The organism is Sphingobacterium detergens (genome assembly GCF_003610355.1).
GTDB lineage: Bacteria > Bacteroidota > Bacteroidia > Sphingobacteriales > Sphingobacteriaceae > Sphingobacterium > Sphingobacterium detergens.
Window position 1 is genome coordinate 1,468,100 of the sequence record NZ_RAPY01000001.1, and the last position, 12,265, is coordinate 1,480,364.

7 protein-coding genes are annotated in these 12,265 nt (G+C 42.6%); 1 reads left to right on the forward strand and 6 read right to left on the reverse strand.

Annotation, left to right across the window (positions count from 1 at the left end; all coding sequences use genetic code 11):
* Positions 1-21 precede the first annotated feature (21 nt).
* On the forward strand, positions 22-2,136 hold the full coding sequence (locus tag DFQ12_RS06410; protein WP_120258135.1) for a 3-hydroxyacyl-CoA dehydrogenase NAD-binding domain-containing protein: 2,115 nt from the start codon (positions 22-24) through the stop codon (positions 2,134-2,136).
* Positions 2,137-2,353: 217 nt separating this feature from the next.
* Here DFQ12_RS06410 and DFQ12_RS06415 read toward each other — a convergent pair whose 3' ends face one another.
* The 6 genes from DFQ12_RS06415 to prfH all read right to left on the reverse strand — a co-directional run bounded on the left by DFQ12_RS06415 (position 2,354) and on the right by prfH (position 12,264).
* A complete protein-coding gene (locus DFQ12_RS06415) occupies positions 2,354-3,805 on the reverse strand; it encodes a bifunctional 2-methylcitrate dehydratase/aconitate hydratase (RefSeq protein WP_120258136.1) in 1,452 nt (483 codons plus the stop codon).
* A gap of 154 nt (positions 3,806-3,959) precedes the next feature.
* A complete protein-coding gene (gene prpC / locus DFQ12_RS06420) occupies positions 3,960-5,111 on the reverse strand; it encodes a bifunctional 2-methylcitrate synthase/citrate synthase (RefSeq protein ID WP_120258137.1) in 1,152 nt (383 codons plus the stop codon).
* A gap of 68 nt (positions 5,112-5,179) precedes the next feature.
* Complete coding sequence (gene prpB, locus DFQ12_RS06425) at positions 5,180-6,061, reverse strand: methylisocitrate lyase (RefSeq protein WP_120259255.1); 882 nt, start codon at positions 6,059-6,061, stop codon at positions 5,180-5,182.
* A gap of 481 nt (positions 6,062-6,542) precedes the next feature.
* Positions 6,543-8,045 carry a SusD/RagB family nutrient-binding outer membrane lipoprotein gene (locus tag DFQ12_RS06430; RefSeq protein WP_120258138.1) on the reverse strand — a complete coding sequence of 501 codons (1,503 nt, stop codon included), beginning with the start codon at positions 8,043-8,045 and terminating at the stop codon, positions 6,543-6,545.
* Between the two features lie 50 nt (positions 8,046-8,095).
* Complete coding sequence (locus DFQ12_RS06435; RefSeq protein WP_120258139.1) at positions 8,096-11,326, reverse strand: SusC/RagA family TonB-linked outer membrane protein; 3,231 nt, start codon at positions 11,324-11,326, stop codon at positions 8,096-8,098.
* 317 nt (positions 11,327-11,643) lie between these two features.
* Entirely contained in the window at positions 11,644-12,264 is a 621-nt protein-coding gene (gene prfH, locus DFQ12_RS06440) for a peptide chain release factor H (RefSeq protein WP_120258140.1), read from the reverse strand.
* Position 12,265 lies beyond the last annotated feature (1 nt).

Here is a 12,265-nt window from a genome sequence, read left to right on the forward strand (position 1 = left end):
CACAAAAAGCAGTTCAGCATAATGAATTATCAGGTACACCCATTTTTTCATATCGAACAGGACAATCAACATATTGTCACCATAAAACCATTGGCAGATGCATCGACCGAGGAGTCAACAATCCTTGACCGTATACAGGAGTTTGTCGACCTGGTGGCTCGTGTACTAAATGAAAAAGAAGTCCGCGGATTGATCTATACCTGTCCGCTAAACAACAAGCAGACCGATTACGTCCGATTATTTGATCAGGTTTCCAATGGTCAACTCGATCCCGAGATCATACAGAAAACCACATGGAAGGCATTGCAATGGAAGACCTTGGGAAAACCTATTGTATCGATCTTGGATAGCAACTGCACGGGCATCGGTTTAGCAACTATGCTATGGTCAGACTACCGTATTGCAGGTCCACCGATAAAACTGGGTTTCCCAGAGAGTAAATTCGGCCTATTTACCGGCTTTGCGACGACCATTACCTTAGCTCAACTTGTAGGTGCTACTGCAGCGTTGAACCTGTTGACCCAAGCAAAACTGATTTCAAACAAAGAGGCTCTTGAACTGGGTTTAGTGAATGAGGTAACAACAGATAGCGAGCAGAGCCTAGTGCTGGCAAAGAACTGGATTCTTGAAAATTCAAAAACCAGCATCTCCACCCCCAGCCCAACAGCAGTCTCCACTGAATTTGAAGAAGCTTGCGTTGCTGTTTTAAAGAAAACAAGAGGATTATTACCGGGCACCAATGCTGTTGTACAGTTATTAAAAACGAGTCAATCGCTGTCTTTAACAGAGGCTGTGGAGGCCGAGGCCAAGCTATACCATAAGGTATTAAGTGCCCCCGAGCCGCTGCACATGGTCAGGACACTGTATGAAGGCATGCTACAGGCACAACATCCTGACCGTATCAAATCACTCGGCACCTATGCAATCAAAAAAATAGGCATCCTGGGTGCAGGTATGATGGGATCCGGCATCGCCTATGAAGCCGCCAGAGCGGGCATTTCCGTTGTTTTAAAAGATGTGAACAGGGCTCAGGCGGAGCAGGGAAAGGCTTATTCTGCCAAACTTTGTGATAAATTACTTGCACAGGGCCAGATAAATAGCTTACAACAACAGACGCTTTTAGCCAATATTCAACCCAGTGACCAAGTTGCTGATCTTGTCGATGCTGACCTTATTATTGAAGCGGTATTTGAAGATCTGGAGTTAAAAGCCGAAGTAACCCGACAAAGCCTTCCCTATCTTGCCGAAAATGGTTTTTTCGCATCCAATACAACGTCATTGCCCATTACAACTTTGGCTGCTGCAACGGATCGGCCAGAACGTTTTATCGGCATGCATTTCTTCTCCCCTGTGGATCGTATGCCATTGGTCGAAATTATCTGCGGTACACAAACCGATCAGGTAACATTACAAAAAGCGATTGCAATCGCTTTGCGCCTCGGTAAGATTCCCATTGTCGTACATGATGGTCCCGGATTCTTTACATCCCGTATTTTCTTCAATTACCTACTGGAGGCCATCACCATGTTGCTGGAAGGCATTCCGGCAAGTCAGATTGAAGACGAAGCAATACAGGCCGGATTTGCTGTTGGTCCATTAGCAGTACTCGACGAAATTTCATTGGAATTGATGCTACACGTCTACGATCAGTTTCCAGCATTGCATAACAGTCAGCGACGTGCGTATGCCCATTTAAGCAAAATGATTAAAAATGGCAGAAAAGGTAGAAAATCCGGCCATGGATTCTATGATTATGATCCTGCATCCAGAACGAAAACAGTCTGGCAGAACCCCGCACTACCTACATCAGGAGAATCCCCTTCCTCTGGAATAATACAAAAAAGACTTCTTCATGTCATGGCCCTTGATAGCTACCGTTGTCTCGAAGAAGGTGTGTTGGAACAACCCATTGATGGTGATATCGGCTCTATCCTTGGTGTAGGCTATGCAGCACATACCGGTGGTGTATTTGGACATATCGACCTTACAAGCCTTCCTGTCTTTGTACAGGAATGCCAGTCATTTCTACACTTGGGTGAACAATGGGAAGTCCCCCGTTCGTTAATCGAACGTGCTGACAGGAATTTTAAATTTTATACAGGTTTTGATTCAAATTGGCCAGGAAAGAAATCCTAAATTGAAACAGTTATAAGTTCGTCAGGAAACATTGTGTATCAGACAGCGTTCTCGAATAACCAGGAAACAACTCTTAAATGAAGCGGAAGCATTTTGGCGCGAACGTCTGAGATCAAATAAGTGGTTTGTATTTAGCTAAAAATCGTTCAATTAAATAAGATCTCTGAGAAAGTCATTGATCGATAGTTTGCCTGCTATCGATCAATGACATTTTTATTTAGCGGGCCAGGAGATCCATCAGTTCGGATACATCCAGGTCAATGAAGGTATCATAATCCAAAGTCACCTCAAGCAATTGTTTTTGCTGTTTTTCAGAAAATACACGGGCAAGATTCGTTTTATACTTTTCGATCAATTTAGGAATCCCCTCCTGCCGGCGTCTCGGATGTCCAATCGGATATTCCACCACCAGCTCCGGCAATACTGTTCCATCCTTTAATACCACCGTCAGGGCATTTGAGATCGCCCGTTTTTGTGGATCATGATAATCAATTGTAAACTGTGGATCTTCAACACAGAAAATTTTGTCCCGCAGTGCATCAATACGTGGGTCCAGTGCAATATGATTTTCATAATCCTCCGCTGTCAGACGTCCAAAGATTAAAGGTACGGCAACCATATATTGGATACAGTGATCCCGGTCGGCCGGATTATGCAACGGCCCCTTCTTGTCGATGATTCGGATTGCGGCCTCATGTGTACGAATGGTAACACGCTCAATATCATCACTGCTTTTCCCAAACTCTTTTAACTGCTGGTGCAATTGCATTGCCGCTTCGGCAGCGGTCTGTGCGTGAAATTCAGCAGGGAAAGAAATCTTAAATAGGATATTCTCCATCACATAAGAGCCATAATCGCGCTGAAATTTAAATGGGTTGCCTTTAAATGAAACGTCATAGAATCCCCATACCGGTGCTGTTAACACAGATGGATACCCCATTTCACCCGTTTGTGCAATTAAAGCAAGTCGTACCGCACGCGAAGTAGCATCTCCGGCGGCCCAAGATTTACGGCTTCCTGTATTAGGCGCATGGCGATACGTACGCAAAGCCTGCCCGTCGACGAAGGCCAATGAAACCGCATTCAGCAATTCGTCCCGACTAAGGCCCAAAAGCTTACCAACAACGGCTGTAGAAGCAACCTTTACCAAAATTACGTGATCTAATCCCACTTTATTAAAGGAATTTTCAAGCGCTAATACGCCTTGAACCTCATGTGCCATAATCATTGCTTCAAGCACCTGTTTTGCCTTTAGGGATTTCTCCCCTTTCGCAATCTGTGTTCTACTCAGCCAGTCCGCAGTAGCCAGAATACCGCCAAGATTATCCGATGGATGTCCCCACTCCGCAGCTAACCAGGTATCGTTAAAATCCAACCAGCGAACGATGGTACCAATATTAAATGCGGCCTGTATGGGATCCAGTTGATAATTCGTTCCGGGTACTTTTGCGCCATTGGGAACAATCGTACCGGGCACAACGGGCCCCAGTAATTTGGTACAGGCAGGATAGGTCAGCGCTTCCAACCCGCAGCCTATGGTATCCAGAAAACAGTAAAAAGCTGTATTCCATGCAACTTTACTTTCGATTTTGTAATTTAACACGTAATCCACAATAGCCACCAGAACCTGATCTGGCTGTGGTCTTTCATTTGATATCGTTGAACTCATTATTCTATTTATTATAAGGCTGTTGTTCTTTTCAATTTATTTTTTCCGGACGCACCCGCATCAATGATAAAAAAAAACACAGCGCTGTTTCTTCAATGCGAGATGAAATCGACTTCTTTCCGTTTTATTTTTTTACGCTATACACTTTATCGCACTATCTCGCGGAGATGGGCACGAAAGGTCTGTCATCGGGACCGACATAATTTGCACTCGGCCGAATGATTTTTCCATCTTGACGTTGTTCAAAGACATGGGCAGACCAGCCTGTGATACGCGAAAGCACAAACAGCGGGGTGAACATTTCGGTTGGAATCCCCATCAGGTGATAAGAAACAGCCGAATACCAATCTAAATTGGGGAACATCCGTTTTTCTTCCCACATCACTTTTTCCAGGCGCTCGGCAATCAGGTAAAGCGTCATATCACCAGCCTCTTCTGATAATTCCTTGGCGACCTGTTTAATCACCTGATTCCTTGGGTCCGAGATGGTATAGACAGGATGTCCGAAACCGATAATCACTTCTTTATTTTCTAGCCGTTTTCGAATATCGGCTTCGGCTTCATCAGCATTTGCGTAGCGGCTCTGGATCTCAAAAGCGACTTCATTGGCGCCACCATGTTTGGGGCCGCGTAACGCACCGATGGCCCCCGTGATGCAAGAGTACATATCGGATCCCGTCCCTGCAATCACCCTCGCAGTAAACGTAGAAGCATTAAACTCATGCTCAGCGTATAAATTAAGCGAAATCTGCATCGCCCGAATCCAGGATTCGGAAGGTGCTTTCCCGTGTAACAGATGCAGAAAATGCCCACCCAGGGTGCTGTCATCGGTTTCGACCTGAATTTCGCGTCCATTTTGACTAAAATGATACCAATACAGTAAAGCCGAGGCCATCGAGGCCATCAAGCGATTGGCGATATCTCTAGCACCTGCCAAAGCATGATTTTCTTTTTCCGGATTCACACTCCCAAAAAAGGACACATAAGTACGCAGGACATCCATCGCATGGGCAGTAGATGGCAACTGTTTCAGCACCTGCTGTACCGTGATGGGGAGCCCCCGCTGGCTCAGCAACTGGCTTTGATAGGACGTTAGTTGTGCCTGTGTAGGTAGGTTGCCATAAATCAATAGATAGGCGACTTCTTCAAAGGAGGCCTGATGCGCCAGATCCAAAATATCATAGCCTCGATAATGGAGGTCATTACCACTTTTTCCAACAGTACTCAAGGCTGTATTTCCGGCAGGAACACCAGAAAGTGCTACGCTTTTTTTGGGTTTAAAACCAGTATCGTTTGTCTCTTTCATCGGAATATATTATTTATTGGCGTATATTTTAAACCGTAAAATACGCGCATTCATTCGGTTTGAGATTCTTATGATTTAGTATTGAACAATTGATCCAGGCGATCTTCGTAAGCATAGTAATCTATGCTCCGATACAACTCATCGCGTGTCTGCATGCGATCGATGACAGCTGCCTGACCACCATCTTTGCGGATATGCTGATACACATCAGTTGCGGCTTTATTAGCCGCACGGAATGCTGATAAAGGATAAAGCACAATGGACACATCCGCATGTCGAAGTTCATCAAGATTAAACAAAGGTGTCTGTCCAAACTCTGTAATGTTGGCAAGTATCGGCAGCCCGGTTATTCTGCTGAATTGCATATATTGATCCAGGTTATGTACGGCTTCTGCAAAAATAAAATCAGCACCAGCTTCTTTATAGGCCACAGCCCGCTCCAAAGCACGTTCAAGTCCTTCTGAAGCCAAGGCATCAGTACGTGCGCCAATGACAAAATGAGGATCTGTCCGGGCATCCACAGCGGCTTTCAGGCGATCGACCATTTCATCTTTTGAAACCAGCTCTTTCCCCGGGCGGTGGCCACAGCGCTTGGCGCCCACCTGATCTTCCATATGTACGGCGGCAGCCCCGGCTTTAATCAAGCTTTTTATGGTACGTGCAACATTAAAGGCCGAAGGCCCAAAACCGGTGTCAATATCGACCATCAAAGGAAGCTTGCAGACATTCGTAATGCGCTCCACGTCAATTAATACATCTTGAAGCGTTGTGATACCCAAATCAGGTATACCAAGCGATCCCGCAGCAACACCGCCCCCAGAGAGGTAGATGGCTTTAAAACCAGCTTGTTCCGCCAAAAGTGCATGGTTTGCATTGATGGCTCCAACAACCTGTAAGGGCTTTTCTTGCTTAATTGCTTCCCGAAAAAGGAAGCCTGGAGAATCTATCATATCATTGAAATTTGAAATTCCACAGTCCATAGGTTCTGTAGGACAAAATCCTTCCAGGGGCGCCATGAACAGTATCTAAGTTTATTTTAGTTTGAACAATAGATAATTCGATCGTTCATCCTAAAGATACTAATTATCACGGCATTTCAACAAATTATTTTCTACATTTCAAGCTTTTAACAGAAGAAAATATGGAAATAAACAGTTTCAAAACCTAGCTGAACAAGCATGCAATATAATTTTCAAACAGCATCTATTTATTTGGTTGCAATTCGCGATTCAGACTAGCACTAATGATCAACCAATAGTTTACTGGCCATTCGACAAGCTGCTTATGCTAAATTACATTGGGCTTCGGATTTCAAAAATCAGAAAAGCCCTGATCAGTGTGATCAGGGCTTTTCTGTTCGATTTAGGTTAAAAGAAAAACGACATTTTTCAATAACCCTTAAATACATTTCTTGTTTCCTTCCGGCAAGACTTATTCTTTTCCATTATCTTTTGCCCACCATAAGCGTTTTCCCCAGTTGTAATCCACTGTCCCTGTAGCAGCAGCTTTGACGTTATCCGCATTATATAAATATTCATTATTCGGATAAGGTAAACGCCATGGTTGGTCAGTATGTTTTTTCTGAAGTTTAGAAGGATAGTTTGTTGTTGGAATTCCTGTTCGTCTATATAAACTCCACGCTTCATAGTTTTCTTTAAATAAGGCTACCCACATATCCCAATAAACACGTTCCTTGGTTCCATTAAATTTACCTGCTCCAGCAAGATAGGTGGTAATGGCTGACGTCTCAATTTTATTGTCTTGCATAGATAATGTCACCGCTTTTTCGTAGGCATCTTTTGCTGTTATTCCTACGTTATATCCAGATAAAGCTGCTTCTGCCAACATGTAATAAGTTTCACAGGCTCGATAAAATGGTGTAGCTCCCGCGGGGTCATTGACATAATGCTCACCAATCCAGGAAATGGAAGTAAACGGATTTGGATTATTTTCGGAACCATTTATAAAGCCGACATACTTACCGGCATTATTTTTTCGTGCTATCGACACTATTCTCGGATCTTTCGTTGTATTCAAATGATCAATGAAAATATCAAACATCCCCCAGTTATTGAGACGATTGCCATATATTCCAGATTCATACCAAGGCTCCATATAAGGCAAAGTACCTGGATACACCATGCGACAATTTTCAGCATTTGTTTCAATGACTGGATATTTCAGTTTATTTCCAGCGATTTCCTCAATAGTAGATTTTGCCAAAGCTGGAGCAACCGCAGAAATACGTGTAGCCATACGCAAACGAAGTGAATTACAGAACTTTTGCCAGTTCAACATCTGAGCCTTTAGAGCTGCAGCTCCAGTCTCTTTTGATCCGTATATAATATCATATTCTCCAAGTTCGTCTGTGCCAATCCCGGCAGCAAGTTCATCTGCCAATGCTTTAAGATCTGCCAATACCGCTGGGAAAACATCTTCCTGTTTATCATATTTGGCTTTCAAAACCGAACCATCTTCGGGTCTTCCTTTAAAAGCCTCCGAATAGGGAATATCACCCCAGCCATCCAACAGATAAGACCACATATAATTGTTCCATATCCGTGCGACAATCCGAATGTTTTTAAAACCTGCAGCCTTATCGTCTGTTTTTTTCAACAAATCGTTCATTTGCGTAATATTGTAATAACAGGCTGCCCAACGATTTCCGTAAGTATTATCTGTTGGAATCAATCCACTCAAGTTATCTGGATATTGAATTTTGACAATATAGCCCGCAAAGGTGCCATAGCCATCCACATCCCCACCAAATTGCTCACCTGCATTTCGTAGTACATTGACCAGCATATTTTGTGGCGGGACATCTTTCAATGCATCGGGATCCGTATTAATTTCCTCAAAATTTTTGGTACATCCTGAGACCAAAAGCATTGCTAAAAGGGGCGTATATTTTAGTTTTTTAATAAAAGTGTTCATAACCATAAATTTGTTTTTGTTGGATTTTAAATTTTAAACTTTTGTATGGATTAAAATGTAAAACCAAGTTTAAGACCTATACTTCTTGAATTAGGGACAGAAGCCTGCTCAAAGCCTACGCCACGCGAATCACTTGACACCCCTCCACTCTCTGGATCCAAGCGCATGGTATTGGATTTATGTACCCAAAGCAGCGCCAAATTGGTTCCAGTGATAGAGACATTCGCACGTTTGATTCCTTTTATTCTACTATAAAGAGCTTTTGGTAAATTATAAGAAATATAAGCCTCTCTCAATTTCAAAAACGAACCATCAAAAACATACATTTCAGCAACACCTCCCAATTCATACCAACTCTGTGCACTGGTTTCAATTGTATTTTCAACCCAATTATCCCCTACCTTCATAGCGAATCGCTCATTTTTCATCACATCTTTACCCGCAACAATAGCGCGTTCACGAATGCCATCAGCAGCTGTAATTTCTGCAATCCCGGTTGTGTATCCGTGCGACATTGTTTGTGACCAAATATCACCTCCTTTTCTGAAATCAAGCATAAAGCCAAATCTGAAATCTTTTATGGTAAAATCATTTCGCATGGAAGCTAGAAAATCAGGAACAACATTTCCGAGCACTTGAGCACTAAGAGGCTTATCTATCAACCCATTAGCCGCCACTTTTATCGCCCCTTTCATTGGTCCATCTTCTACTCGATCATAACCTGGCCCGACTAGTGTACCCCAGGGTTGACCTATTGAGGCCATATTGGAAATACCCCATGTCCAGCCTAATCTAAGATCGTTCAAATCCAATTGCGGATACAGTTCAACCACCTTATTTTTATCCTTTGAGAAATTGACCGTTGTTGTCCAATTTAGCCCATTTTCATTTCTGAGGATATCACCCCTCAATTGGATTTCTACGCCCTTACTTCTTATTTCTCCAGCATTCAAGAAGATGTTGCTAAATCCTACAACGTTGGAGGTTGGTACAGGAAGCAATTGATTCTTATTTATTTTTTGGTAATAGGTCAGATCCAAGTGAAGACGATCTTTAAACATTCCCAACTCCGTTCCGATTTCGTAGGATGTAATTGCCTCCGGCTCCAGGCCTTCAATGGCATAGGTCATACTCTTATACATTTGCGATAAATTATTATAGGCATCTGTCTGTGCATAATAGTAATTCCCATTCTGGTATGGACGCGTTGCATTACCGACTCCTATCACATTAAATCGTAATTTCCAAAAATTTAAGTAGTCGCTTTTTAGCCCCTCAAAAGTAGTCGTTGGAAGCCAACTTAAACTTGCTGATGGATAAAAGAAAGATTTCTTCAAGGTGGAAGACCAATCATTACGCGCCGTTAAATCCAAATACAATTGATCTTTCCAGCCTAGATTAGCTTGCGCATATATCGAATTAGAACGGCCTTTTGCATGATCCATTACCGTATAAGCGTCACCAATCTTATTAGCAATCGTATATACACCCAATACATTTAATCCTTTAGCACCAAGCGTATTTGTTTCAAACTGATAATCCCGGTAATTTGCACCTACAATCCCCGATAAACTAAGATCACCAAATTGCTTGTTGAAATTTGCGATAAAATCTGCATTAAAATCAGAATTACTATTTTTTATCTCATTGAATTTACCATCTTTATTATCATAGTTATAATAGGTAGTTTCAAACATATGTGTATTATAGTAATCCAATCCGACCCTCCCTTCAAATTTCAGGAAATCAAAGGGTTGATAAAACAATGATGTCTTTCCAAAAATACGATTCATTTTAAGCGCATTCCGAGATTCGTGCATTGTATAAAACGGATTCATATGATAAGCTGAATTCCAATTGTAGTAGGTATAATTACCCTGTGCGTCACGCTGATCCCAGTTCTTTTTCAGATCCTGCATGTCCACTTGTCGACCAAACCAGATTAAGCCATTCATCGGGTTAGCCGAATCATAACCTTGGGTTACTAAATTATTACTTTCTGTACGCGTAAAGTTGGCCATGATATCATAGGAAACTTTATCGCTGATCTTATAGTCATTATTGAGTTGCGCGGTATACTTCTTCTGATCTGTATTAGGAACCGTTCCTCTCTGATCCCTAAATGATATTGAAGCCCGTGTCGAAGAACGATCACTCTTAGAAAGTAGTGACAGGTTGTGGTTTTGAGAGAAACCAGTTTGGAAGAATTCTTTGACATTATTTTTATGGGAATTCCATGGTGTAGCTTGACGCACACCATTCACAACGGGACTATTGAATTGGGGAATTAATAATCCCATATCCATTCGAGGCCCCCATGACTCATCAATTCCATCGTTAACACCATTAGATCCAGTTCCATCAACATAGCTAAATGAATTTTTTAAAACATAATCTTGGTACGAAAGACCACCACCATTGGTTTTATAGCTATATTCATCACCTCTAGATCCTTGACCATATAAATTCTGGTATTTTGGCAAATTAGCAGCTCTATCAATAGAAAAATTTCCGTCATATGATATCTGCACACCATTTTCGGCCCGTTTACCAGATTTGGTCGTGATCATAATAACACCAGTACCGGCACGCATACCGTAAAGTGCGGCTGCACCACCTTTCAGAACGTTGATGCTTTCAATATCATCCGGATTAATATCATTGAGTCCGGAGCCATAGTCTACACCGGAGTAGGTGTTATCACCGGTGCGCTGCGCATTATTTGTTACCGGAATACCATCAATCACAACTAAGGGCTGTTGATCAGACTGCAACGATGTATTTCCGCGAATGGAGATCCGGGCTGAGGAACCTACCGCGCCACCAAATTGATTTACCTGAACACCGGCCACTTTACCCGCCAATGCACCTGTAAGACTGTGTTGTCCCGCATCGGTCAATTCCTTTGCATTTACTTCCTGCGTCGCATAACCCAGTGATTTTTTTTCCCGTGTAATCCCAAGGGCAGTCACCACGACCTCATCCAGATTTTCCATCATGGATTCTAGCGTGACATTGACAACAGTTTGATTATTGATCTGTACTTGTTTGGGCTTATAGCCGATTGCGCTGATATTTAAGACCGTTCCGTTTGTATAGGTCAACGAAAAACCGCCATCAGCACCTGTCTGTGTGCCTGGCCCATCCTTAATAGATACGGATACACCCGGAATGGGTTTGCCATCCTGATCCACTATCTTTCCTTTGACTGCTGTTTGAGCGTAGAGCGCAGAACATACTAGTATATTGGATGCTAGTATCGCAATACTTCTTTTGTTCATAAGTTTAGTTAGTTTTAAAATGTTTTTACAACAACCAATTTATATAAATATCAAAGTAGAACACAGGAGTATATTACCCAGTATTGCCCACATCTTAACATCAAATGTTAAATTATTTCCGCCAGACTAGGGTTAATTGAAATATAGGATTAATGCAACAGGCGCAAATTCTTCCTTATTATAAACCTTTACCAAGCCGGGATGACCAGGTCAGGCCAACAATTAAGCCCTGATCACGGATGACCAGGGCTTAAACAGATTATTTACCGATACAAAGAAATTCAGATTGCCACCATCTCTAGTCTATGGAGAAATGATTACTGTTCTTTAAATTTAGGCCCAAAGAAAATACGCTTTGAATTACCTCTTTCAATAGCAACTTGGTCCTTCCAACGCTGATTTTCCGCTGCGGCCTTTTGTAATCGTTCAAGCGCCATCAGCTGTTCCCCCAAACGCAAAACAGCAATTTCTCTATTTTGCAACTGGGAACGCGTATCCATTACCTGCACCATCAATCCTGTAGGAAGATGGGTCGCTCGGACAGCTGAGCTCACTTTATTCACATGCTGCCCGCCAGCACCACTGCTCCGCATTGTTTTGAATTGCACATCTTTTAGATTCATTTGCGCGACACTTTTTGCCGGATACCAGTCCTTCAGCTCCACAAACCAATTTTTACGCCGATGGTTCGGTCGAAAAGGACTTTGGCAAATCCAGCAGATTGTACCTATCCAACGATCCATGAACACGGCGATTTCTCTACCGCTCAATTTTAATACAAACGAGCATGGCAACCCATCTATTTTCTCCACTTCCACCGTCTCTACCTTCACCCCGTATTGATCCGCTTCCGCCAGCATCCTTTCCAAAACCAGTTGGACAGCTAGATTACACTCCTTAGGACCTCGTCCTGAAGTAATTAAAATATACTTTTCCATC

Bases quoted from the DNA above. Each gene is read 5' to 3' on its own strand.
- DFQ12_RS06430 (WP_120258138.1), bottom strand. From the start codon at position 8,045: ATGAACACTTTTATTAAAAAACTAAAATATACGCCCCTTTTAGCAATG.
- DFQ12_RS06410 (WP_120258135.1), top strand. From the start codon at position 22: ATGAATTATCAGGTACACCCATTTTTTCATATCGAACAGGACAATCAA.
- prpB (WP_120259255.1), bottom strand. From the start codon at position 6,061: ATGATAGATTCTCCAGGCTTCCTTTTTCGGGAAGCAATTAAGCAAGAA.
- DFQ12_RS06435 (WP_120258139.1), bottom strand. From the start codon at position 11,326: ATGAACAAAAGAAGTATTGCGATACTAGCATCCAATATACTAGTATGT.
- prfH (WP_120258140.1), bottom strand. From the start codon at position 12,264: ATGGAAAAGTATATTTTAATTACTTCAGGACGAGGTCCTAAGGAGTGT.
- prpC (WP_120258137.1), bottom strand. From the start codon at position 5,111: ATGAAAGAGACAAACGATACTGGTTTTAAACCCAAAAAAAGCGTAGCA.
- DFQ12_RS06415 (WP_120258136.1), bottom strand. From the start codon at position 3,805: ATGAGTTCAACGATATCAAATGAAAGACCACAGCCAGATCAGGTTCTG.